This window comes from Corynebacterium hesseae (genome assembly GCF_037850265.1).
GTDB lineage: Bacteria > Actinomycetota > Actinomycetes > Mycobacteriales > Mycobacteriaceae > Corynebacterium > Corynebacterium hesseae.
The window spans coordinates 2,007,843-2,030,400 of the sequence record NZ_CP137211.1 but is presented as its reverse complement, the minus strand read 5'-3'; the positions used below and the strand labels follow the sequence as shown (position 1 = coordinate 2,030,400).

The 22,558-nt window shown below is 63.2% G+C and carries 23 protein-coding genes; 17 read left to right on the top strand and 6 right to left on the bottom strand.

Going from position 1 to position 22,558, the window contains the following annotated elements:
* Positions 1-79 precede the first annotated feature (79 nt).
* Both R3O64_RS09450 and idi read left to right on the top strand, forming a co-directional pair.
* Positions 80-616, top strand: a complete 537-nt coding sequence (locus R3O64_RS09450; RefSeq protein WP_070530192.1) for a hypothetical protein — start codon at positions 80-82, stop codon at positions 614-616.
* On the top strand, positions 613-1,137 hold the full coding sequence (gene idi, locus R3O64_RS09445) for an isopentenyl-diphosphate Delta-isomerase (protein WP_070519572.1): 525 nt from the start codon (positions 613-615) through the stop codon (positions 1,135-1,137). Before R3O64_RS09450 ends, idi begins: the two co-directional genes overlap by 4 nt.
* Here the strand turns inward: idi and R3O64_RS09440 are convergent.
* Positions 1,134-2,405, bottom strand: coding sequence for a carboxylesterase family protein (locus R3O64_RS09440; RefSeq protein WP_339016764.1), 1,272 nt, complete (start codon positions 2,403-2,405; stop codon positions 1,134-1,136). The two genes, idi and R3O64_RS09440, sit on opposite strands and share 4 nt — an antisense overlap.
* Positions 2,406-2,428: 23 nt before the next feature.
* Here R3O64_RS09440 and R3O64_RS09435 point away from each other — a divergent pair, with 23 nt between their 5' ends.
* Positions 2,429-2,587 (top strand): hypothetical protein, encoded by a 159-nt coding sequence (locus tag R3O64_RS09435; protein ID WP_168164014.1) that lies wholly within the window; start codon positions 2,429-2,431, stop codon positions 2,585-2,587.
* Positions 2,580-2,735 carry a hypothetical protein gene (locus R3O64_RS09430; RefSeq protein ID WP_167595632.1) on the top strand — a complete coding sequence of 52 codons (156 nt, stop codon included), beginning with the start codon at positions 2,580-2,582 and terminating at the stop codon, positions 2,733-2,735. Before R3O64_RS09435 ends, R3O64_RS09430 begins: the two co-directional genes overlap by 8 nt.
* A 63-nt stretch (positions 2,736-2,798) precedes the next feature.
* Here the strand turns inward: R3O64_RS09430 and malQ are convergent, their stop codons facing one another.
* The gene (gene malQ, locus R3O64_RS09425; RefSeq protein ID WP_339016763.1) at positions 2,799-4,898 is read right to left on the bottom strand and encodes a 4-alpha-glucanotransferase; all 2,100 of its coding nucleotides are present in this window, start codon (positions 4,896-4,898) and stop codon (positions 2,799-2,801) included.
* Positions 4,899-4,991: 93 nt separating this feature from the next.
* Here malQ and R3O64_RS09420 point away from each other — a divergent pair, with 93 nt between their 5' ends.
* Both R3O64_RS09420 and R3O64_RS09415 read left to right on the top strand, forming a co-directional pair.
* Entirely contained in the window at positions 4,992-6,833 is a 1,842-nt protein-coding gene (locus R3O64_RS09420) for an AMP-dependent synthetase/ligase (protein WP_070530199.1), read from the top strand.
* 125 nt (positions 6,834-6,958) lie between these two features.
* On the top strand, positions 6,959-7,639 hold the full coding sequence (locus tag R3O64_RS09415; protein ID WP_070519581.1) for a hypothetical protein: 681 nt from the start codon (positions 6,959-6,961) through the stop codon (positions 7,637-7,639).
* Positions 7,640-7,788: 149 nt separating this feature from the next.
* Here the strand turns inward: R3O64_RS09415 and R3O64_RS09410 are convergent, their stop codons facing one another.
* Both R3O64_RS09410 and R3O64_RS09405 read right to left on the bottom strand, forming a co-directional pair.
* Positions 7,789-8,856, bottom strand: a complete 1,068-nt coding sequence (locus R3O64_RS09410) for a CNNM domain-containing protein (protein WP_070561466.1) — start codon at positions 8,854-8,856, stop codon at positions 7,789-7,791.
* Positions 8,856-10,229 carry a hemolysin family protein gene (locus tag R3O64_RS09405; RefSeq protein WP_070519585.1) on the bottom strand — a complete coding sequence of 458 codons (1,374 nt, stop codon included), beginning with the start codon at positions 10,227-10,229 and terminating at the stop codon, positions 8,856-8,858. Before R3O64_RS09405 ends, R3O64_RS09410 begins: the two co-directional genes overlap by 1 nt.
* Before the next feature lie 142 nt (positions 10,230-10,371).
* On the opposite strand from R3O64_RS09405, the gene hemW reads away from it, so the two are divergent.
* The 11 genes from hemW (at position 10,372) to R3O64_RS09350 (ending at position 21,777) form a co-directional block, all read left to right on the top strand.
* On the top strand, positions 10,372-11,520 hold the full coding sequence (gene hemW, locus R3O64_RS09400) for a radical SAM family heme chaperone HemW (RefSeq protein ID WP_339016762.1): 1,149 nt from the start codon (positions 10,372-10,374) through the stop codon (positions 11,518-11,520).
* A 438-nt stretch (positions 11,521-11,958) separates the two neighbouring features.
* A complete protein-coding gene (locus R3O64_RS09395; RefSeq protein WP_070708259.1) occupies positions 11,959-13,131 on the top strand; it encodes an ATP-binding protein in 1,173 nt (390 codons plus the stop codon).
* 10 nt (positions 13,132-13,141) lie between these two features.
* The gene (gene hrcA / locus R3O64_RS09390) at positions 13,142-14,176 is read left to right on the top strand and encodes a heat-inducible transcriptional repressor HrcA (RefSeq protein ID WP_070530209.1); all 1,035 of its coding nucleotides are present in this window, start codon (positions 13,142-13,144) and stop codon (positions 14,174-14,176) included.
* Between the two features lie 54 nt (positions 14,177-14,230).
* Positions 14,231-15,373, top strand: a complete 1,143-nt coding sequence (gene dnaJ, locus R3O64_RS09385; RefSeq protein WP_143334694.1) for a molecular chaperone DnaJ — start codon at positions 14,231-14,233, stop codon at positions 15,371-15,373.
* Positions 15,373-16,113, top strand: coding sequence for a 16S rRNA (uracil(1498)-N(3))-methyltransferase (locus tag R3O64_RS09380; protein ID WP_070682941.1), 741 nt, complete (start codon positions 15,373-15,375; stop codon positions 16,111-16,113). Before dnaJ ends, R3O64_RS09380 begins: the two co-directional genes overlap by 1 nt.
* A gap of 10 nt (positions 16,114-16,123) precedes the next feature.
* Positions 16,124-17,089: a PhoH family protein gene (locus tag R3O64_RS09375; RefSeq protein WP_070561478.1), complete on the top strand. Its 966-nt coding sequence runs from the start codon at positions 16,124-16,126 to the stop codon at positions 17,087-17,089.
* Positions 17,086-17,661 (top strand): rRNA maturation RNase YbeY, encoded by a 576-nt coding sequence (ybeY, locus tag R3O64_RS09370; RefSeq protein WP_070530222.1) that lies wholly within the window; start codon positions 17,086-17,088, stop codon positions 17,659-17,661. Before R3O64_RS09375 ends, ybeY begins: the two co-directional genes overlap by 4 nt.
* Before the next feature lie 50 nt (positions 17,662-17,711).
* Positions 17,712-18,560: a pyridoxal kinase PdxY gene (pdxY, locus tag R3O64_RS09365; protein ID WP_339016761.1), complete on the top strand. Its 849-nt coding sequence runs from the start codon at positions 17,712-17,714 to the stop codon at positions 18,558-18,560.
* 741 nt (positions 18,561-19,301) lie between these two features.
* Positions 19,302-20,297, top strand: coding sequence for a GTPase Era (gene era / locus R3O64_RS09360; protein ID WP_070564764.1), 996 nt, complete (start codon positions 19,302-19,304; stop codon positions 20,295-20,297).
* Positions 20,298-21,014 (top strand): DNA repair protein RecO, encoded by a 717-nt coding sequence (recO, locus tag R3O64_RS09355; protein WP_070530231.1) that lies wholly within the window; start codon positions 20,298-20,300, stop codon positions 21,012-21,014.
* 10 nt (positions 21,015-21,024) lie between these two features.
* The gene (locus R3O64_RS09350; protein ID WP_070564770.1) at positions 21,025-21,777 is read left to right on the top strand and encodes an isoprenyl transferase; all 753 of its coding nucleotides are present in this window, start codon (positions 21,025-21,027) and stop codon (positions 21,775-21,777) included.
* An 8-nt stretch (positions 21,778-21,785) separates the two neighbouring features.
* On the opposite strand, the gene R3O64_RS09345 is transcribed toward R3O64_RS09350, so the two are convergent.
* Both R3O64_RS09345 and R3O64_RS09340 read right to left on the bottom strand, forming a co-directional pair.
* Positions 21,786-22,205, bottom strand: a complete 420-nt coding sequence (locus tag R3O64_RS09345) for a Fur family transcriptional regulator (RefSeq protein ID WP_070530236.1) — start codon at positions 22,203-22,205, stop codon at positions 21,786-21,788.
* Between the two features lie 28 nt (positions 22,206-22,233).
* The gene (locus R3O64_RS09340) at positions 22,234-22,533 is read right to left on the bottom strand and encodes an ArsR/SmtB family transcription factor (RefSeq protein ID WP_070597392.1); all 300 of its coding nucleotides are present in this window, start codon (positions 22,531-22,533) and stop codon (positions 22,234-22,236) included.
* Positions 22,534-22,558 lie beyond the last annotated feature (25 nt).

Genomic DNA, 22,558 nt, shown 5'->3' with positions numbered 1-22,558 from the left:
GTTACGCCCTTAATAGGAATATCCAACCCGTCGACTAAGGTAAGGGAGAAACCGAAGTCGTGATGGAAAAGGATTCGCGGTGAAGAAGTACCTCCCCCTAGCGTGTGCCCCGCTGTGCCTGGCTGCCCTCTCAGGCTGCAGCATCCTCCAGCCGCCGGACGCGGGCCCGCAGGACAACATCGTGGTGTCCAGCTCGGAGCCGCCGACGTTTGAGGCTAAAGACGTGGACGCCGAAGAGGTGACCTCTAACCTGGCGGCACCCGTCAAGGACAAGGGCCTCAACGTGGAGTATGAGCTGCAGGGCCTGTACTCCGGCGGCGGTGGAACGGTGCTCACGGTGAAGATCCACAACCTCAACGAGGTCCCCATGCCTGCCGACGCCCTCCCGGAACCCACCCTCGAGCGCGCCGACGGCAACGGCGGCTGGGCCACCGTGGATTCGATTGATGTTGACCCCGCTGTCCACCCAGATGTAGCCGCGCCGGGCTTGGACCACCCGCTGGGGGCAGGCGCGTCCACCAACCTCCAGTATGTCTATGACGTTGCCCCCGGCAACCTCTGGAACGCGCGCTTCAACATCGGCAACGTGCGTTTTGTAGGAGACCTCAATCTATGACGGAACTCGTCGTTCTAGCCTCGCCCGAGGGCAAGCCCGCAGGCGTAGCTGAGAAGGCCGCCGTCCACACCGCGGATACTCCGCTGCACTTTGCTTTCTCCGCCTGGGTGGTGCGCGGAGGCGAGCTGTTGCTGACCCGCCGCGCACTGTCCAAGCTGACCTGGCCTGGTGTGTGGACCAATTCCTTCTGCGGACACCCCGGGCCGGATGAGCCGACTGCCGACGCCGTCGTGCGCCGCGCCCAGTTCGAACTTGGCCTCAGCGGCACCCCTCACTTAGTGCTGCCGAACTTTTCCTACCGCGCCGTGGATTCCTCCGGCGTGGTGGAAAACGAAATCTGCCCGGTCTATCTCTTTGAGACCACCGACGAACCCACGCCTAACCCGGATGAGGTGGACTCCTTCGCGTGGGTCCCGGTGCGCGATGTCCTCGCTGCCGCCGATGCCACGCCATTCGCCTTTAGCCCGTGGATGGTTGAGGAGCTGGCCCACGAGCCGTTGCGCGAGGCCCTGTTGGCCTAAAGCAGGCTGCCATCCTGGGCGAAGGCCGCCGAGATATAATCCAGGCTGGAATAGGCCACGCGGTTTTCGCCGTTATCCAGGTTGTATTCCCAGATGGCGTGCTCGGGGCGGTAGGCCTCGAAACCGGGCTCGCCGGTGCGCACGAAGTCCCGCAGCCACTGTGCTAGCTCCGTGTCCCCAAAGAGCGGGCGCAGCTCCTCGCAGTGCAAGGCCGGGCCCGAGGAGCGGGTGAACTCCACCATCCAGGTCTTACCTGGTGCCTTCTCCACCACCTCTGCCGCCCAGCGGCGGATGATGGCATCACCCACCAACCGGCCCATCGGGCGGTCCTTATCCATGTGCTGTGCCACCTGATACCACGGTTTGAAACCATTGCGGGGAAATCCAAAGCGCGGGGCCACATAGCGCAGGATGAGGCCGCGGAAAGGGGAGCGGTCGATCTTCTGCGTGGCGGGGATGTTGTAGAACTCGTCGCGGGTGCTGGCGAGGATGAGGGGGACGTCGGCAAGCTGCCCACACTCCAGTGGGGTAGGGCCCAGCGCCATATCGAGGCTGTACTTCTTGCGGAACTTGGCGTAGCCGGCCGCGAGCTCCTCTTGGCTCATCGCCGCGAGGGAGGAGCGCGTGATGGGCTTCTTCATCACCTGGCGCAGCGTGGCCTTGCGCTCCTCGAAGCTCTCCCGAGGGAAGCCCGGGGAGAGCGCCACGGCGCGGCGAAAAGCCCCGCGGTAGTGGTCGCGCCGACACAGCCAGAGAACGGCATTGGCGCCGGCGGACTGGCCCACGACGGTGACGTTGGTGGGATCGCCGCCGAAGGACTCGATGTTGCGCTGAATCCATTCCAAGCCCAGCTGTAGGTCCTCGATGGCGCGGTAGTGGTTGGGCTCATCATCGCGGAAACGGGCCAGGCCCGGCAGCCCCACGCGGTAGCCCAGCTGCACGTGGACGATGCCCGCCTCCGCGGTCGGCGTACCCTCCGCCCGGGGGTCCTCGTGGGAGCCGTGCTCGTAGCGGCCGCCGTGGATGTAGACCAGCGTGGGGGCTAGGGCGGCGGTGCGTTTGCCGGGCGCGGGGGCGGTGATGGTCAGCGCGACCTTCTCCGGATGCGGTTCGCGCGCGTCCTGGTCACGCGGCGGGGCGGGCTCGGGGTTATCGAAATCTCCTGGGATGTGGGAGTACTCGATGGAGTGGAAATGGGCCACGTCCCTATCGAGGTAGCCGGTGATGGTGCCCGCGGGGCAGGTGACGTCGAAAGGTGCACTGCTCATGGACAACAGGCTACCCTGAGGGCATGGAATGGCTCGTGCAGGCGCCAGTGTGGGCGCAGATGGCGGTGCTCGCCGTGACCGCAGTGCCGGCCGCGACCGTCATGGGGTGGGTGCTGATGTGGGTTATCGACCGTGTGAATTCGTGGCTAGCACCCGCGACTAGGATGAAGAAACATGACTGACGATGATCACCGCGAAGGCCTGTGGGACCCCGAGCGCCCGCAGCCTCCCCACCGCAAACGCGCACTGCCCAAGTCCCGAGTGAGCGTGACCCTCTGGCTGATGATCGCGCTCATCGTCGTGGTGGCCATCGTCGGCGTTGTCTTTTAAGGGGGTCTTCCCGAAGGGAAGACGCCGCTAGGGGCGCCGCGCTTGCCGACGCCCCTCCTAGCCCTAGCGCCCGGCACCCGGCCTCGTGGCGGCCTGGGCGAGGCGCTGGTAGAGCTCCTGTTTTGGCAGATCCTCCAACAACACCGGCTTGCCGGCGGTATCGCACAGCGGGATGCACCAGTTGGGGTACTGGTCCTTCGTCGTGCCCGGCTGGTTTTGGGCGCGCACGTCACCGACCATGTCCACCAGGTTGGTCACCGTCAGCGCCGACGGGGTTCCCGCGATGTAGCGGTGCAGGGCAACGAGCATGTCCTCTTCGCTCTCGCGGTTGTCCAACATGCCATAGGCCTGCAGGTTGTCCTTGACCTTTTCCTGCCACGCGCGGTCCTCGGCTTCTTCTTCCGCCACTGGGCGGGTCAGCAGGCCCAAGCGGGCGCGCAGCGCGATGTGGTCGCCACGCAGGAAGGCGAGCGTCGGCGGCAGATCGTGCGTGCCCACCGAGGACATCGCCATCTGGCGGTATTGATCCTGCGGGCGCGGGGTGGGGCCGTCCTCGGCGTGCTCAAACCAGATGATCGTGGTACCCAGCACACCCATATCGCGCAGAGCGTTTTGGACCCACGGCTCCAGGGTGCCCAGGTCCTCGCCCACGAGCACTGCGCCGGCGCGCTCAGCCTCGAGCGCGAGGATGCCGAGCATAGCCTCCCAGTCATAGGACACGTAGGTGCCGTTGAGCGGGGTGGAGTGGCGCGGGATCCAGTACAGGCGGAACAGGCCGAGCACGTGGTCAACGCGCAGGCCGCCGGCGTTGCCCAGCATCGTACGCAGCAAGTCACGCCACGGCTGGTAGCCGGATTCCGCCAGGCGGACCGGGTGCCACGGCGGCTGAGACCAGTCCTGGCCCTGCTGGTTGTAATCATCCGGCGGGGCGCCCACCGAACACTGCGGGGCGAGGTATTCCGCCAGATTGACGGCGTCGGCACCGGCGGGGTGGATGCCCACGGCCATGTCGGTGATAAGCCCGATGCTCATGCCGGCGTCGAGCGCGCGGCGCTGGGCGGCATCCAGCTGCTCATCGCAGAGGAACTGCAGCCAGGAATAGAACTCGGCCAACTCGCTGACGTCGAGGCTCAGCGCGTGGCGGCGACCGCTGTGTCGCTCGAGTTCGGTCTCGGCACACCACAGCGCGAAGTTGCGCAGGCCGCGGCCCTCGCGGCGCTGGTATTCGCTAAAGGCGGTGCGGCGCTCTGGGGTCATCCCCTTGTTGAAGAGCTCCTGGAGGACCTGCAGCTTGGCCTCGAAGATGGAATCACGATCAATCTCTTCTGCAGACAGGTTGCGCTCGCGGAACTCGGCGGCCAGCTCGGCCACGTCATCCTGGAGTTCCGGGCTGAGCAGTTTCAGCTCCGGGACGTCCTCGATGCGGATATAGATCGGATTGATGAATCGCCGCGTGGTGGGAAGGTAGGGCGAGTCTTCCACCGGCGGAATCGGCTCGCCAGCATGCAGCGGATTAATAAGGAGGAAGTCGTAGTCCGGCGCCAGCAGTTCCGCCAGCTCTGCCAAGTCACCGAAATCACCCATGCCCCAGGACTTCTCGGAACGCACCGAATATAGCTGCGCCATCGCACCCGCCGCGGGGCGCTCAAGATAACGGTCGGCCGTGCTCAGGTGGTTCGGCACGACGATGAGCGGGCACTCGTGCTCTCCGATGCCGGGAGAGGACAGGAGCAGCTTATGGAATCCGAGAGGCAGGTCGCCGGGGACGTGGAAGCTTGCCTCGCCCCACATGGTTCCGGAGACGTCGGCAGCCGGGGCATCGTTGGGGTCCTGGTAAGTCGGGCGGGTCTCGCCGCTTTCCAATTCGATGGTGACGGCGACCGGATCCCCGTCGTGGACGTGGACGGCGAAGGACTTTTCGGCGCCTTCGCGGGCCACGACGCAGGGCGGCAGCGGGCGGGAAGCCCGAGCGAGGTAGTCCTCGAAGAGGGCTTGGGTTAGCTCCTCATCGTCCGGACGGTCGGAGATAGAGACGCCGAGTGCGCGCAGCGTGTAGGTGATTGTCTCCTCGCTGACGTACACAGGCTGTCCGTTCTGGGCGGTGTACTCGCAGGCCACACCGTGGCGTTGGGCAAGTTCTTGAAGCAGATCACGGGTAGTCACATCCCCCAATTGTGCCACGCCCTCCCCACGCGCGTAATAAATCAGGTTGGTAGAGTGGGCTGGAATTTAGTTTTTGTGGGAAAGGACACAACTGTGACTTTGAATGAAGCGCACACCAAAGCGGAATTCGAGATCAAGGACGGCGAAACGTGCCTTACCGCCATGATGGCTACGGCGCACGCCCGCCCACATGGCGTGCTGTTTACCCGCCCGGCGAATTACGAGTGGGTCAACGTCACCGCCAAGGAATTCGTGGAGGAAGTCTACGCGGTGGCCAAGGGGCTCATCGCCTTCGGCGTGGAGCAGGGTGACCGCGTGGCGCTCATTTCCACCACCCGCTATGAGTGGTCCCTGCTGGACTACGCCATCTGGGCCGCCGGTGCGGTTTCCGTTCCGGTGTACCCCTCGTCGTCGATGTCCCAGGTCCAGTGGATCATCGAAGACTCCGGCGCGATCCTCGCCATCACGGAAACCCGCGAGCACTCCGAGCTGGTCAAGCACCTGAAGCTGCAAGAGGACGGCACCCCGCAGCTGCACGGTTCCCCCTCCCAGCTGCGCCGTGTTCTGGAAATCAACTCTTCGGCCATCGATACGCTGAAGTTTGAGGGACGCGACATCAGCGACGACACCGTCAACCAGCGCATCGAAGCTACGCACACTGACGACGTCGCCTCCCTGGTGTACACCTCCGGCACTACCGGGCGCCCCAAGGGTTGCATGCTGACCCACCGCAACTGGCTGGCGGAAGCCCGCGGGTTGCTGACCAACCCCATTGGTGCCATCGCCGTGCCGGGCGCACACGTCCTGACCTTCCTGCCGCTGGCACACGTCTTCAGCCGTGCGGTGTCGCTGGCGGTCACCATCGGTGGTGCGTCCCAGAACCACTGGGCGGACTTCAGCACCATCACCGTTGAGTTCGCTCGTTCCCGCCCGAACCTGATTCTTGGCGTGCCGCGCGTGTTTGAAAAGGTACGCAACGGTGCGTCCGCCAAGGCGCATGGTTCCTCCGCGTTCAAGGGCGCGATCTTCGACAGCGCGGAGAAAGTCGCCATCGAATACTCCAAGGCGCTGGATACCCCGGAGGGCCCCAACCGAGTTCTCAAGGCCAAGCACAAGGCCTTTGACAAGCTGGTCTATTCCGCCATCCGCCAGGCAATGGGCGGCGAGGTCAAGTACTGCATCTCCGGTGGCTCGGCCATCTCGCAGGATCTGCTGCACTGGTACCGCGGCATCGGCGTGACCATCTACGAGGGCTATGGACTTACGGAGACCGCAGCGGCTGCCGCCGTGGACTTCGTGGATCAGTCCATCGGCACCGTCGGCCCGCCGCTGGGCGGAACGACGATGCGCATTAACGAGGACGGCGAGATCCTGATTAAGGGAGATATCGTCTTCAAGGGCTACTGGCAGAACCCGGAAGCCACCGAGAATGCGCTGCAGGACGGCTGGTACAACACCGGCGACCTCGGTGAGATCAACGAAGAAGGCAAGCTCGTTATCACCGGCCGCAAGAAGGACCTCATCGTCACCGCGGGCGGCAAGAATGTCTCGCCTGGCCCGATGGAAGATATCCTGCGTTCCCACCCGCTGATCTCCCAGGCCATGGTGGTTGGCGACGGCAAGCCCTTCGTCGGCGTGCTGCTCACCCTGGATGAGGACGCGCTCAAGCGCTGGAAGGCGGATCACAACATCGCTGCGACAAAGGGCATGCGCGAAGTAGCTGCTGATCCGGCGCTGCGCGCGGATATTCAGGACGCCATTAACCAGGTCAACGCCACCGTCTCCCACGCGGAGGGTATTAAGAAGTTCGTCATCCTGGATCAGGACCTCACCGAGGAAAGCAACGAGCTCACCCCAACCCTGAAGGTCAAGCGTTACGTGGTGGCCCAGCGCTATGCGGCTGACATTGAGCGCCTCTACGCCGGCAAGAAATAAGGCTGGACGGAGTCTGTGAATTCCTTCGGAGTGTCGCGCAGCCGAATGCGAGGATCTCTAATAGAGTCAGCGGGGTCAGAAAAACTCTAAACCTCAACTAGAGGTTCTCACGGGAAGGGCGGCCTATGCACAAGATCGCAGCCGAGCTGCGCCACCGTGAGCTGACCCAAGAAATCTATAACATCGGCGATGAAGTCGTCGACTACATCGAGCACCTCATCGAGGCCATCGAGGACTGGGACGATGAACTCTCCCTCGACTGCTTGGCCGAGCTGGGGGATATCGTCGAAGACGCCCGCGTGGATTCCGGGCGCTGCGTCGGCGAGCTCATCGGCCTGCGCCAGGCGCTGGTCTCCGGCCTGAAGTCCGGCACCATCTCGGCTGCCTCCTCCGGCGACAATGACGTCGAGGAACCGAAACAGCTCACCGCCCGCGCGCTCGCTGAGGGCCTGCCCATCTCCGGCCCGCCCGTCGTGGTCTCCGAGCTGGCAGAAACCTTGCGCGGCCGTACCGCCGCGGTGGCTGCCTACCTGCGCGAGCTGGTCGAGTACGTGCTGGCGCAAACCGACGCCGTGGCCCGCAACCTCGACGTGGTTTCCCTGCCGAACTTGTACAAGCGCGCGGGAGAATCCTCCCTTATTGCCGTGCAAGCCTGGCGTCACACCGTCGTCGAGGCACACCCCGCCTTCGTGCGCACCATGCGCGGGCACAATCCGCCGCCCTTCCTAGAGGAGCGCGCGCGTATCGACGCCGTCGTCGCCCGCGTCCGGGCTAAGCGCCAGAAGCAAGCCGCCACGACCGCTTAAGGAGCCGCATCACAGACTTCCTTGTTGCCAACACACAAGGACAAAAGGAAAGCGCCACCGAGATTCCCTCTCTCGGTGGCGCTTTTCGTAGTTTAGGCGTGCCACGCGAAGCTTTCCGTGTCACTTTTTACGTTTAAACCGTTTTAGGTTTAAACCCCCGGGTTCTTGGCGGCCGGCGCGGCCTGGTCTAGCTGTTCCGTAATCTGCGGCCACAGCTGGCCCATGATGTCATCCCAGGTCAGGATCCACACCGTCTTGTCCTTGGTGGGCTTGCCCACCATGACGAGCTGCTCGTTGCGGGCGCGCATCTGATCCAGAGTCTTCTGCACGGTGGAGGAGGAACTCACCGCCAACGCGGGGCGGGAGAATTCCAGCACCGGGGTTTCCGGATCCGCCAGCAGGGTATCGCGGACGTGGACGATGCGCGGAATGCGCGAGGCGCGCGGGTAGACCAGCACGCGCATGATGGACTTGTGCACGACGAGGTCGTGCAGCTCAGCCACCGTGGCATCGGAAGACAGAGGCAAGATTTCCGAGCCGTGCTCGCGGGCCAACTGTGCGGCGGTGGACGCTTCCAGCTCGATGACGCCGGTGATCTGGTTCGCGGAGTCGTCGTCAAGCGTGCCCGTCTGCCGCGAGTGCTCGACGAGGTGGCGCAGGGTCTCCGCGTCATAGCCGGCCGCACCGGCGCGGTCGACGGGTTCCTCGCCGGTCATGAGCACCAGCTTGTTCGCCATCTTGTTAATCCAGATCAGCAGCGGGCGGAAGAGCCAGATGAAGCCGCGGGCAGGAACCGCAATGAGCTGCAGGGCCGTCTCCGGGTGGGCGATGGCCCAGGACTTCGGCGCCATCTCACCGATGACCAGGTGTAGGAAGGTCACAACGAAAAGCGCAAGGAGAAAGGAGACGACGTCAGCAACGCCCAGCGGCAAGCCGAGGGCCTCCAGCGGGCTCATGAGCAGGTGATGGACCCAGGGCTTGGTCACGGCACCGAGGACGAAGGTTGCGGCGGTAATGCCCAGCTGGGCGCCGGCCAACATGATGGTCAGCTCGTTGAGCGAGCGCAGGCCCGCGCGCGAGGCAGCCGAGGATTCCGCGGTTTCCTCCAGGCGGTTGCGGCGCGCACCCATGAGGGAGAACTCGATGACCACGAAGAAGCCGGAGGCAGCAATGATGAGAATGGTGATGAGGAGGTTGAACCACCAGGTATCAGTCATTAGTCATCGTCTCCTTCCGGGAATTCCTCCACCAGCTCGAGGGCTAGGACGGAGGGCACGTGGCGGTCGATTTCCTCGACGCGCACGTTAAGCGTGCGGGTGGGGGCTTCGTCGCCGTCGACCCAGTCTTCCGGCTCGGCCTCCAACTCGATGGCGAGCTCTTCGCCTTCCTCCGGCAGCGTGCCGGACTGCGCGATGAGCAGGCCGGCGACGGTTTCGAAATCACCCTCGGGCAGGTCGTGGCCGATGGCGCGCTCGATCTCGTCAATGGGGGTGTCACCGTCGACGATCCAGTGCGTTTCGTCTTGCTCGGTGATCTCTTCGGTCTCTTCGAGGTCGTGCTCATCGGTGACATCGCCGAGGATCTCCTCGGCCAAGTCCTCCATGGTCACGATGCCCACGAAGCCGCCGTATTCGTCGATGACGCAGGCGAGTTTCTCGTCGGCGTCGCGAAGCTCCGTGACGACGTCGGGAAGCGGCATGAGCTCCGGCACTACCACGGGTTCCTTCATGATTTCGCGGGCCGGGGTGGCCACGGGCAGCTCGGTGCCCAGCACGTCGTAGAGGTGCACCACGCCGATGGGATTATGTTCATCGTCGATGATGGGGTAGCGGGTGTGGTTCTCCGACATCATCTCGCGCACCTCGCCGATGGTGGTCTCCGGCTCAATGACATCCACGCGCGAGCGCGGAATCATGGCGTGTCCCACGTCGTGTTCGGGGAAGTCGAGGAGGCGGTCGAGCACCAGGTAGGTGTCCTCATCCAAGTCGCCGGCCTCGTGGGAGGCATCCACGATGGACTCCAGGTCATCGGTGGTGGCAGAGGAATCGACATCCTCCACCGGTTCGATGCCGAAGACCTTGAGGATGGCGTTGGAGGAATACTCGAAGAAGTGGATCAGCCAGCCGAAGATCTTGAGGTACCACATCGTGGACGCGGACAGCCACAGCGCTGTCTTCATGGGGGCGGCGATGGTGTAGTTCTTCGGGAAGAGCTCGGCAAAGAGCATCGTGAGAACCGTCGACACGGCCAGCGCGGTCACCGTACCGATGGCAACGGACACGCCCGTGGGCACGCCCACGCCGCCGAGCAGCTGGCCCAGGCCTTGGCCCACGAGGGGCTCGGCCACATAACCAATAAGCAGGCCCGTAATCGTGATGCCCAGCTGTGCGCCGGAGAGCATGAAGGAGGTTTTCTGCGTGATCTTGAGCGCGCGCTCCGCTGGTTTATCCCCAGTCGCAGCGCGCTGGCGCAGCTGCGTGCGGTCCACGGACATGAAGGCGAATTCTTGCGCGACGAAGTACGCGTTGGCCACGATAATGAGAGCGATGACGGCGAAACCCGCCACAATCATCAGGATGGCAGATAACACGGCTTACCCCACCGCCTTAAGGAGACGGCGGGGACATCGACTCGGAGGTTCCACGAAAAAGGGGGCCTTTCTTCACTATCGGGGTTGCAAATCTGCACTATAGACTACCGCTTCAACGGTTTAGTCGGTTATTTTGTTCCCCATGGATCCCTTCGGTCTTTATATTCACGTTCCCTTCTGTGCCTCGCGCTGTGGCTACTGCGATTTCAACACCTATACGCCCGGTGAGCTGGGAGGGGATCTGACCAGCGATTATCTGGCTGCGCTGGAGAAAGAGCTGGAGATGGGGGCGGCCCAGGTAGGCCGCGAGGCCGAAACAGTTTTTATCGGTGGCGGCACGCCGAGCTTGTTGGGTGCCGAGGGGCTGGGCCGTGTGTTGAATCGGGTGCGCGACACCTTTGGCCTAGCCCCAGACGCGGAGGTCACCACGGAATCCAACCCGGAGTCGACCTCGCCGGAGTATTTCGCCGGGCTTCTCGACGCCGGCTTCACCCGCCTCTCCCTCGGCATGCAGTCCGCCTCACCGGGCGTGCTCGCAGTGCTCGAGCGAGCCCACACCCCGGGCCGCGCCTTCGATGCTGCCCGCGAGGCTAGTGCCGCGGGCTTCGAGCACGTCAACCTGGACATGATTTATGGCACGCCGACGGAAGAGGACGCCGACGTTGCCCTGACCTTGGAGCGCGCCCTGGAGACCGGGGTGGACCACATCAGTGCGTATTCGCTCATTGTGGAGGACGGCACGCGCATGGCCCGCAAGGTATCGAAGGGCCTGCTTCCGGCCCCCGACGAGGACGTGCTGGCCCGGCGCTATGAGATGATCTCATCCACCCTCGAAGCCGAAGGCTTCGAGTGGTACGAGGTCTCCAACTGGGCCAAGCCGGGCGGGGAGTGCCAGCACAACCGCATCTACTGGGTGGACGGCAATTGGTGGGGCGCGGGCCCGGGCGCGCATTCGCATTTGGGCAACGAGCGCTTCTTCAACGTGAAGAACCCGCGGACCTATATCAAGGCGGTAGGCCAAGGGGAGCTTCCCATCAAGGAGCGTGAGGAGCTCAGCGCCGCCGATCGCCACACCGAGCGCATCATGCTGGGACTGCGTCTGCGCGAGGGCATCCCGTCCTCGTGGCTAGCGCCGGCCGCCGAGCCCGTCGCCGCGCGCTTCATCGAGCGCGGCCTGCTCGAGCGCGCCGGCGACCACCTCCGCGTGACCAAGGCGGGATGCCTGCTCGCCGACGGCATCATCACCGACCTCCTTGTCGCCGAAGATACCGCCGAAGGCACCGCTCGCTAGGGGCTTGCCCCGCCTGCGGGCCGACCTCCGGATCCGCATCAGCTGGCTCATTAGCGGCCGTACCCTGCTCGCGGCCTGTCCTCAGCCTTCCGCACATGGTTCCAGTGGAAAGGTTCTAGTCATAACAGTTCTAGTCATAAGGTTTGTTTGGGGGCAAACAAACCTTCCTTAGGCTGCTAGAAGGTTCGTTTGGGGGCAAGTAAACCGTATGACCTGAACCATCTGAGTAGAACCAGCTGTGTGATGCAACCGCGAAGCTGCGAAGAAGTGGCTAGGCCTTGGCCTTTCGACGTCGAGGAGACATGGGGACTTAAGGTTAGCTCCGCCGGGAATTTGTTAGTTTTGCTCCTGTCGTCGGGAAGTTTGATAGCGGTGTTAGTTTCTCTCTCCACGTCGAGAAACCTGTTAGTCGCTCTCGATATTGCTAGTATTAGTGGCATGGATGACGCCTTAAACCCCTATACTCCTGGCTCGGGCATCGTGCCGACAGTTCTTACTGGGCGCGAGAGAGACCTTCATGCGTTTGACAATCTTGTCAAACGCGTCCAGAACGGATTGCTTGGCCGTCCAATGTTGCTCGTTGGCTTGCGTGGAGTGGGTAAGACCGTGCTGCTCAACCAATTAAAAAGGAAGGCTGACCAAGCCGACTGGCTAACGATTAAGTTTGAGGCTTCGCAGGGGGCACGTGGACGAGAAGGAGCCCGCCGTGCTCTAGCGCAAGGTTTAGCCAAAGCCTCTTTGCGCTATCGGACGAAAGCCAAGGTATCTGAGGGTTTTCACTTTATTGCTGCGGCCGTAAAATCTTTTTCGCTCTCGGTAGGACAAAGCATTATTGACCTTGGGGTTGAAGTAGGAGATATTCCTCCGGCAACAGGAAACCTCGAGCTTGATCTGCACGATGTGATCGAGGCCATCACTACGACGCTCCTCAAGGAGGATAAAGCTTTAGGAATCTTCATCGACGAAATGCAAGACCTTGATGAAGAGCTGCTCGAAGCACTCATTTCTGCACAACATGAAGCAGCGCAGCTGGGCTTGCCTTTTTACATTATTGGCGCTGGGCTCCCGAGTCTGCCAGGGATTCTGGCGGAGTCCCGCTCTTATGCAGAGCGAATGTTCGAGGTGCACCAAATTGGCAGGCTCGAAATGTATGCCGCAGTTGCCGCCTTCCGTGAACCTGCGCGGACACAGAATGTGGAATTTGACGATGAAGCAGTTGAATATCTAGCTAATGTATCGGGGCAGTATCCGTATTTCATCCAGGAATTTGGTGCACAAATGTGGCGCACTGCGCGAACTTCACCTATGGATTCCGATGCAGCTCGACGCGCCGCGCGGCTTGGAATTGAGCAGTTGGACCGCGGGTTTTTCCAAGCCAGGTGGGATCGCGCTACTCCAGCCGAGCGGGACTACTTGACCGCGATGGCAAAGGTTGGCGGAGAGGAAATCTCGAGCAAGGACATCGCGGACATCTTAGGTAAAGACACGAAGAAACTGGGTCCTGTGCGAGCCAAGCTCATTAGTAAAGGATTGATCTATGCTCCAGAACACGGCAGGGTGAGCTACACTGTGCCAAATTTTGACGACTTCATCGCCCGCCAGAACGGATAGCCTTAAAGACATGTCCAGCTCCACCGATGCCCGCCGCCAAGAGGTCCTGCGCGCCATCGTCGCGGACTATATCGCCTCGCAATCGCCCGTCGGCTCCAAGGCCCTGCTCGAGCGCTACCAGCTGGGCGTGTCCTCGGCGACGATTCGCAATGACATGGCCGTGCTCGAAGCCGAAGGGCTCATCGCCCAGGAACATGCCAGCTCCGGGCGCGTGCCCACGCAGAAGGGCTACCGCCAGTTCGTCGATACGCTGCACGACGTCAAGCCGCTCTCCAAAGCGGAGCGCCGCGCCATGCTCACCTTCCTCGAAGGTGGGGTGGATTTGGAAGACGTGCTGCGCCGGTCTGTCCAGCTGCTGGCCCAGGTGACCAAGCAGGCAGCCGTCGTGCAGATGCCAAACCTCAAGGTCTCCCGCGTCAAGCACTGCGAGGTCGTGGCACTCTCACCGGTGCGCCTGCTCTTGGTGCTGATTACGGATAATGGGCGCGTCGATCAGCGCAATGTGGAGCTCGATGACGTGATCGACCCCGAGCAGACCCACCGCCTGCGCGATATCCTCAACACCGCCCTGGAGGGCAAGACGCTCACCGATGCTTCGGTGGAGTTGGCCGCGCTTGTCGACGACTCCCCAGCCGACATCCGCCCCCACCTCCTCAAGGCCGCGACGACGCTGATTGAAACCCTCGTGGAGCAGCCCTCCGATCGCCTGATCATGGCGGGTACCTCCAACCTCACCCGCGTGGCCCTCACCGAGGGCCTGCCCTCTATCATCGAGGCTCTCGAGGAGCAGGTCGTCGTGCTCAAGCTGCTGGCGCGCGTGCCGGATTTAGGCAATGTTTCTGTATCCATCGGCGAGGAGAACGAAGCCGACGAGCTGCGCCAAACCTCTGTCGTGGCCACGCGCTATGGTTTTGGCACCGGCGAGCATGCGGCGGCACTCGGCGGGCTGGGTGTCGTGGGGCCGACGTATATGGACTATTCGGGAACAATTTCCAAGGTCTCTGCCGTTGCACGCTATGTGAGTGAAATCCTGGCGGGCGAGTAAGCTAGCCCGTCGGATTAGATTTAGTATCAACGAGAAATAGAAGGATGACAGTACGTGGCTCGTGACTACTACGGCATTCTTGGTGTAGAAAAGTCGGCGTCCGACGCCGAGATTAAGAAGGCCTACCGCAAGCTGGCGCGCAAGTACCACCCGGACGTCAACCCGGGCGATGATGAGGCCGCGGAGAAGTTCCGCGAGGCTTCCCTTGCACAGGAGGTTCTGCTCGATCCGCAGAAGCGCCGGATTGTGGATATGGGTGGTGACCCCATGGAGGAGCGCGCGGCCCAAGGCGGCGGCTTTGGCGGTTTCGGCGGCGGCGGACTCGGGGATATCTTCGCCGAGTTCTTCGGCGGGGGAGCGGCCTCCCGCGGCCCGCGTTCCCGCGTGCAGCCGGGCGATGATGCTCTCTTGCGTACCACCATTACCCTCGAGGAGGCTTATAGCGGCGTCAAGCAGCAGGTCAAGGTGGACACCGCCGTGATCTGTGACCGCTGTGAGGGAACCGGTTCCGAGTCCAAGGCCAAGCCGGTCACCTGTGACCATTGCGGTGGCATGGGCCAGGTCCAGGAAGTCCAGCGCAGCATGTTGGGCAACATGATGACTACCCGCGATTGCCCGAAGTGCTATGGCTTCGGCGAAGTGGTCACCGATCCCTGCGGCCACTGCGGAGGCGATGGCCGCGTGCGCAAGCGTCGCGATATTACGGTGAGCATCCCCGCCGGCATTGGTGATGGCATGCGCATCCGCATGGCCTCCCAGGGCGAGGTCGGCCACGGCGGCGGCCCCGCCGGTGACCTGTACGTGGAGGTGCACACCGAGCCGCACCCCGTCTTCGAGCGCAATGCCGATGACCTGCACCTGACCGTTCGCGTGCCCATGGTGGATGCGGCTCTGGGCTCTTCCTGTACCGTCGAGCAGCTCGACGGCGAGGAGCTCACCATCGATATCGCGCCGGGTACCCAGCCGGGCGAGTCCATCACGCTCCAGGGCAAGGGCATGCCGCGCCTGCGCACCGATGGCTTTGGCAACCTTCACGCCCACGTGGATGTGGTGATCCCGACGGACCTGGATAAGAAGACCCGCGAGGCCCTCGAAAAGGTCCGCGCCGCCGGTCACAGCGGCACCGAGGTGCACCGCGCCGGTGACAATCAGGGCGAATCCCTCTTTACCCGCCTCCGAGGCAAGTTCCGCCGCTAATGTCTCTGCCCGTCTTCCTCCACCCGGACTTGTCCCTCGCCGAGGTCGGCCAGCCCGTGGGCCTCGACGGCGCGGAGGGCCGCCACGCGGTCACTGTCAAGCGCATGGGCCCAGGGGAGAGCCTGGTGCTTATCGACGGCTCCGGGCGCCGCGCCACCGCCACCATCACCGAGACGCAGGGCAAGGACACGCTAGCCGCGCTTGTCGCCGACCTCGTGAATATCCCCGAGCCCTCCCCGTGCGTCATCGTAGTCCAGGCCATTCCGAAGTCGGAGCGCGCCGAGTTGGCCGTCGACCTGGCTACTCAGGCCGGGGCGGATGAGATCATCGCCTGGCAGGCGGATCGCTGCGTGTCCAAGTGGGATGCCAAGAAGGCCCCGAAGGCTTTGAGCAAATGGGAATCTGCGGCCGTGGCAGCCGCCAAGCAATCGCGCCGCGCGCGTGTGCCTGTCGTGCGCGGCCCGCTGACCACCCGCCAGTTGTGCCAGGAGATTGCGGGCGCACGAGCCTTGGTACTCCACGAGGAAGCCGAGGTTCGGCTTAAGGACCTTGCTGACCTCGACGCCGCCGAGACTATCTACCTTCTGGTGGGCCCGGAGGGCGGCATCGGCGCGGAGGAACTAGCCCGCTTGCAGGACTCCGGTGCGACGGCGATCAAGTTGGGGCCGGAGGTGTTGAGGACGGCGTCGGCAAGCATGGTGGCGTTGGCCAGCATCGGCACCCTGACCTCGCGCTGGTAGCCTTTTGGGCGTGCCTATTATCACCACCAAGTTTGATCTCGATTCCGCCTACCTGGCCACGGTGCTCGGCCCGGCGGACGATAACCTGCGCGTTTTGGGAAACCTTCTGGGCGTGGACCTCTTTGCTCGCGGCACCACCATTACTGCCGCCGGCCCCGATTATGAGGTGGCCCGCGCGCACAAGGTCTTAGAGGAGCTCGAGGCCATCGCGCGCCGCGGCCACCCGGTGAGCACGGATACCGTGAAGCACACCCTGGACCTGGTCACGGTGGATGCCCCGGCGTCTGTGTCTGAGACGCTCGCAGCGGATATCGTTTCGCGCCGCGGCAAGGCCGTGCGCCCGAAGACGGTGGGCCAGTCGCGCTATGTGCAGGCCATCGACGAGAACACGATTGTCTTCGGCATCGGCCCGGCCGGTACCGGCAAGACCTACCTGGCGGTGGCCAAGGCGGTGCAGGCCCTGCGCGCCAAGCAGGTCAGCCGCATTATTTTGACCCGCCCGGCGGTTGAGGCGGGGGAGAAGCTGGGCTTTCTGCCCGGCACACTCAACGACAAGATTGACCCCTACCTGCGCCCGCTGTACGACGCTTTGCGGGACATGATCGATCCGGAGATGATTCCGAAGCTCATGGAGGCCGGCATCATTGAGGTCGCCCCCTTGGCTTATATGCGTGGCCGCACGCTCAACGATGCCTTCGTCATCCTCGACGAGGCCCAGAACACCACGCCGGCGCAGATGAAGATGTTCCTGACGCGCTTGGGTTTTGGCTCCACCATCGTGGTGACCGGCGATATTTCCCAGGTGGACTTGCCGGGCGGGCAAGTTTCCGGCCTGCGTCTGGTGCGCCGCATTCTCAAGGGCGTGCCCGATATTCACTTCGCGGAGCTGGGCGCGGCCGACGTGGTGCGCCACCAGCTGGTCGGGCGCATCGTGGAGGCTTACGATAACTTTGCTGAGCAGGAGGAGAAGAAATGAGCATCGAATTTATTAACGAGTCCGGTTATGACGGCGTGAACGAGGAGATGCTGATCGACGTCTGCTCCTACGCCCTCGGCCGCCTCGACGTTAACCCGGATGCCGAGTGCACGATTACCGCCGTGGATCTGGATACCATCGCGGACCTGCACGTGCGCTGGATGGACCTGGAAGGCCCGACCGACGTGATGAGCTTTCCCATGGATGAGCTCACCCCGGGTGCTACCGGCGGGCGCCCTGACGCCGCCGAGGCCGGACCGGCCATGCTGGGCGATATCGTGCTCTGCCCGGAGTTTGCACAGCGCCAAGCCACCGCGGCCGGCCACTCTTTGGGCCACGAGCTGGCCCTGCTGACAGTGCATGGTTGCCTGCACCTGCTGGGCTATGATCACACCACTGCGGCGGAGGAGAAAGAAATGTTCGGCCTGCAGAACGAGCTGCTGGCGGACTGGTACGAGGACCTGGCGGCGCGTGGCGTGAGCTACCAGCCCAAGCCCTCGGGCCCGAAGGCCTTCCCGGATGCCGCCGAGCGCGCGAAGCTCGATGAGGAAGTTCCCGGCGGCGGAATCTAAAACGGCCCAAACGTTGAGGTGCTACGTGGGGCGTAGCACAATGGAGGACTATGAACATCCTCTCCATTCAGTCCCACGTCACCTTCGGTCACGTGGGCAACTCCGCAGCAGTCTTTCCACTTCAGCGCGCTGGCCATGAGGTATGGCCGATTCACACGGTGAACTTCTCCAACCACACCGGTTATGGCGATTGGGGCGGGCCGATGATCCCGGCGGAGGAGGTCACGGCGATTGTGGATGGCATCGAGAAGCGCGGCGCCTTCCCCCGCATCGACGCCATCCTGTCTGGCTACCAGGGTGGTCCGGATATTGCCGGCGCCATCGTGGATGCCGTGAACCGCATCAAGGCGGTCAACCCGAATGCGCTGTATGCCTGCGACCCGGTGATGGGCAACGCCAAATCCGGCTGCTTCGTCTCCGACGAAATCCCGCCGCTGCTGCGCGATAAGGTCGTGCCGGTCGCGGACATCATCACCCCGAACCAGTTTGAGCTGGGCTACCTGACGGACTGCGAGGTGGGCACCCTGGAGCAGACCCTCGCCGCGGTGAAGCGCGCGCAGGAGATAGGCCCGAAGACCGTGCTGGTGACCTCGGTGCAGCGCCCGGAGACCAGCGAGGACGAGATTGAGATGCTCGCCGTTGATGGCGAGCGCGCCTTCTTGGTGGCCACCCCCAAGCTGCCTTTCAAGCGCAACGGCTCGGGCGATGTCACGGCTTCGCTCTTTACGGGGCACTACGTGGAAACGCACGATGCGAAGGAAGCGCTCAAGCGCACTGCGTCTTCGGTCTACGATTTGCTGCATAACACCTATGAGGCGGATTCCCAAGAGCTGCTGCTCATCGAGTCGCAGGATGTCTTTGCCAACCCGCAGCTGCAGTTCCGGGTGGAGGAGCTCTAGCCGTCAATCCGTGACCGCCCTGCGCGCGCGTTCGCGGCCTGGCGTGGATGCCTTGACCCGGCGTCGTGTCCTGGCCCGGCATTTGGTGTCCAGCAAACGGCATCTCGCAGAAGGCATCTGTCAAAAGGCGTTTTCACGTCTAAAAACGCCTTTTGCTGCGTCCAGATGGCGTTTTTGCGGTCAAAGACGCCTTTCGGAAGACGCCGTTTGCAAGACACCATGTGCAAGATGCCGTTTGGCGCAAGCTTTTTCGCAGTCACCATGCGGCGGATAACCTCGCGCCATCAGCTTTCACCCTCACCTCACCGCTGCTTTCGCGGCCCACCTTCAACGATGTCGTTTCCATCCACAAGGTTCTACTCAGATGGTTCGGGTCAGAAGGTTCTCTTGGGGGAAACAAACCTTCTGGAGGTCGCTAGATGGTTCGTTTGGGGGCAAAGAAACCTTGTGACCTGAACCGCCTGACTAGAACCGCCTGACTCGAACCATCTGCAGGCCAGATAAACCCCGTGAAAGCACAAATGGTCCCTCTAGTCTGGTCCCTTCGCACACTAAAGGGACCATTTAATAGGCGAAAACCACCACCAGATGGTCCCTTTGCACAGAGAAGGGACCAGAGTAGAAGGACCAAACTACAAGGCCCCTCGGCAGGAAGCTCTCGGGGCCGCACGTCGAGAGCCAGAGCAGAGCGATACAACAAGAACGGGACTCGGCAGCTCGTGCGTTATGATATGAGACGATATGAGCACTGATTTCGATGCCGCCTTCGCGGACCTGCCGGCTGAGGGCGAAGCCAACGCCGCTGACTATTCGCAATACACCGACACGCCCGAGGGCTTCCGCTCCGGCTTCGTGTCCTTCGTCGGCCGCCCCAACACCGGCAAGTCCACCCTGACCAACGCCCTGGTGGGGCAGAAGATCGCCATCACCGCCGACCAGCCGGAAACCACCCGCCACCCCATCCGCGGCCTCGTACACCGCGAGGATGCGCAAATCGTCCTCGTCGACACACCCGGCCTGCACCGCCCGCGCACCTTGCTCGGCGAGCGCCTCAACGAGGTGGTCAAGGACACCTACGCAGACGTCGACGTCATCGGCCTGACCATCCCTGCCGATGAGAAGCTCGGCCCCGGCGATCGCTGGATTCTGGAGAACGTGCGTAAGGTCGCCCCGAAGACCCCCATCATCGGCATCGTCACCAAGCTGGACAAAGCCTCCAAGGACCAAGTCGGCGCCCAGCTCGTAGCTCTCCACGAGCTCCTCTCCGAGGAGAACCCAGACGCCGTGGTCATCCCCGTCTCCGCCACTGAGCGCGTGCAACTGGATGAGCTGACCCAGGTCATCGTGGACCACCTCCCCGAGGGGCCTAAGTTCTATCCCGATGACCACATCACCGACGAGGATCAGGCCAAGCGCATCGCTGAGCTTATCCGCGAGTCTGCGCTGTCCGGCCTGAAGTACGAGCTCCCGCACTCCGTCGCCGTCGAAGTCGATGAGATCCTGCCCAGCCAGGAACGCCCCGACGTCCTCAACGTCCACGCCATCCTCTACCTGGAGCGCCCCGGCCAGAAGCGCATCATCGAGGGCAAGGACGGCCGCCGCTTCCGCCGCATCGTGGGCACCGCCCGTAAGGAAATCATCCAGCTGCTCGGCCAGAACGTCTACCTTGACCTGCGCATTAAGGTCCTGAAGAACTGGCAATCGGACCCGAAGGCACTGGGCCGCCTGGGCTTCTAAATGCGGGAAAACTTCCGCGACCGCGCCCTCGTCATTCGCTCCTATGATTTCGGCGAGGCGGATCGCATCATCGTCCTCTTGACTCGCCACCACGGCCTCGTGCGCGGGGTGGCCAAGGGCGTTCGCCGCGCCAAATCGCGCTTCGGCTCGCGCCTGCAGCTCTTCGTCAACCTCGACGTGCAGCTCTACCCAGGCCGAAACCTCTACACCATTTCCCAGGCCGATACCGTGGACTACTTCGGTGCGCGCATCATCGAGGATTATGAGCGCTACACCGCCGCCTGCGCCGCCCTCGAATCCGCCGAGCGCCTCGCCGCCGCCGATGCCCCCGGGGACCCCTATCTCTACGATGCCTGCGTCGACGTCCTCGACAAGCTTCAGCATGGCGATCCGCTCATGCTTCTCGACGCCTTCCTCCTCCAAGCCATGTCCCACGCCGGCTGGGCACCCAGCCTTTTCGATTGCGCCCAGTGCCAAAGGCCCGGCCCCCACCACGCCTTCCACCCAGCCGTGGGTGGGGCCGCCTGCCACCAATGCCGCCCGCCCGGGGCCGCGGAGGTGGACCCGGAAACCCTGCACCACATGTGGCTTATCGCCCACGGTCACCCCAGCCAGCCGACGAACACCCAAGCCCAGGAGGCCCACCGGCTGACCCGTGCCCACCTGCAATGGCACCTCGAGCGCTCCGTTGGCGCGCTGGGGATCATGGAACAGTAGACTGTAATGCGTGATTACGCCTGACCCGAACCGAGTCCTTCATCCGCCCGCTATCCCGCAGGAGTTCCTGCCGCGCCACATCGCGCTGGTCATGGACGGCAACGGCCGCTGGGCAGAGGAGCGCGGCATGAAGCGCACCGAAGGCCACCGCCGCGGGGAAGCAGTGCTTCTCGACGTCGTCGATGCCTGCCTCGCCCTCGGCGTTCCCTACCTTTCCGCCTACGCCTTCTCCACCGAGAACTGGCGCCGCAGCGCGGAGGAAGTCCGCTTCCTTATGGGCTTTAACCGCGACGTCCTGCGCCGCCAGCGCCATTGGCTCAACGATAGGGGAGTGCGCGTGGTGTGGGCCGGCCGCCGCCCGCGCCTGTGGCGCTCCGTTATCAAGGAGCTCGAGGCAGCCGAGGAGCTCACCAAGGACAACACCAAGATGACCCTGGTGATGTGCGTGAATTACGGTGGGCGCGCCGAGCTTGTCGACGGCATCCGGAATCTCGCCGAGCAAGTCTCCCGCGGCGAGCTCGATCCGCGCTCGATCAATGAGAAGACGGTGAGCTCGGTGATGTATGACCCCGATATGCCGGACGTGGATCTGTTCTTGCGCCCCTCCGGTGAGAAGCGCACCTCGAACTTTCTGCTGTGGCAGTCGGCCTATGCGGAGATGATTTACCAGGACAAGCTCTTCCCGGATTTCACACCGGATGACTTGTTCGCCGCGGTGGAGGAGTACGCGCGGCGCGACCGCCGCTTTGGCGGCGTCAAGTAGCCTGCAATCTAAGACGCCGCGGAGCAGTTGGCACAGATGCCGAAGATTTCGGCATCGTGCCCGGTGAGCTCGAAATCGTGCTCCTTGGCTACCGAGGAGGCCCACTCTTCGATGGGGCCGCCGTCGATTTCCTCGGTGCGGCCGCACTTGGTGCATACCAAGTGGTGGTGGTGCGCATTGCTTTCGCAGTGCCGGTAGAGGGTCTCGCCGGAAGGCATGTGGAGTGCATCGACGGCTTCAATCTCCGAAAGCGATTGGAGCGTGCGATAGACGGTGGTGAGGCCGACTTTCTGGTTGCCGTCGATAAGCGCCTGGTGTATGTCCTTGGCAGAGGCGAATTTGTCGAGACTACGCAGGACTTCGACGACGGCGGTGCGCTGGCGGGTATTGCGAGCGCCGAGCTTGGGAATACTGTCGTGGATGGCCATGGGTCTAAAGTTTATCAACACACTTCCATTAAGAGGTGGCCAGTGAGGCGTCGCGAAGCAAAGGCAGCACCTTCTGAGCCGCCAAAAAGTAGCGGACTTCGCGGCCGAGGCGTTCGCAGTCGACGATGTGCGCGCGCTTCAAAACCCGCAGGTGTTGGCTAATAAGCGGTTGGGATTTGCCGGTGGCGGCCACGAGTTCGTGGACGTAGTGATCGCGCTCAGCTAGGCGCCGGATGATGTCGATGCGCAGCGGTGAATCCAAAGCGCTAATGACGGTGGCGGCTGCCGCGGGATCGAACGAGAGAGCTTCTTTCTGGGTGTTGGTCACACCATTCACCTTCAACCATATCTAT

What these genes read in the sequence shown, in the direction of transcription:
- idi (WP_070519572.1), top strand. Translation starts at nt 613, where the DNA reads ATGACGGAACTCGTCGTTCTAGCCTCGCCCGAGGGCAAGCCCGCAGGC.
- R3O64_RS09440 (WP_339016764.1), bottom strand. Translation starts at nt 2,405, where the DNA reads ATGAGCAGTGCACCTTTCGACGTCACCTGCCCCGCGGGCACCATCACC.
- R3O64_RS09435 (WP_168164014.1), top strand. Translation starts at nt 2,429, where the DNA reads ATGGAATGGCTCGTGCAGGCGCCAGTGTGGGCGCAGATGGCGGTGCTC.
- R3O64_RS09430 (WP_167595632.1), top strand. Translation starts at nt 2,580, where the DNA reads ATGACTGACGATGATCACCGCGAAGGCCTGTGGGACCCCGAGCGCCCG.
- R3O64_RS09415 (WP_070519581.1), top strand. Translation starts at nt 6,959, where the DNA reads ATGCACAAGATCGCAGCCGAGCTGCGCCACCGTGAGCTGACCCAAGAA.
- R3O64_RS09410 (WP_070561466.1), bottom strand. Translation starts at nt 8,856, where the DNA reads ATGACTGATACCTGGTGGTTCAACCTCCTCATCACCATTCTCATCATT.
- hemW (WP_339016762.1), top strand. Translation starts at nt 10,372, where the DNA reads ATGGATCCCTTCGGTCTTTATATTCACGTTCCCTTCTGTGCCTCGCGC.
- R3O64_RS09395 (WP_070708259.1), top strand. Translation starts at nt 11,959, where the DNA reads ATGGATGACGCCTTAAACCCCTATACTCCTGGCTCGGGCATCGTGCCG.
- hrcA (WP_070530209.1), top strand. Translation starts at nt 13,142, where the DNA reads ATGTCCAGCTCCACCGATGCCCGCCGCCAAGAGGTCCTGCGCGCCATC.
- R3O64_RS09380 (WP_070682941.1), top strand. Translation starts at nt 15,373, where the DNA reads ATGTCTCTGCCCGTCTTCCTCCACCCGGACTTGTCCCTCGCCGAGGTC.
- ybeY (WP_070530222.1), top strand. Translation starts at nt 17,086, where the DNA reads ATGAGCATCGAATTTATTAACGAGTCCGGTTATGACGGCGTGAACGAG.
- pdxY (WP_339016761.1), top strand. Translation starts at nt 17,712, where the DNA reads ATGAACATCCTCTCCATTCAGTCCCACGTCACCTTCGGTCACGTGGGC.
- era (WP_070564764.1), top strand. Translation starts at nt 19,302, where the DNA reads ATGAGCACTGATTTCGATGCCGCCTTCGCGGACCTGCCGGCTGAGGGC.
- recO (WP_070530231.1), top strand. Translation starts at nt 20,298, where the DNA reads ATGCGGGAAAACTTCCGCGACCGCGCCCTCGTCATTCGCTCCTATGAT.
- R3O64_RS09345 (WP_070530236.1), bottom strand. Translation starts at nt 22,205, where the DNA reads ATGGCCATCCACGACAGTATTCCCAAGCTCGGCGCTCGCAATACCCGC.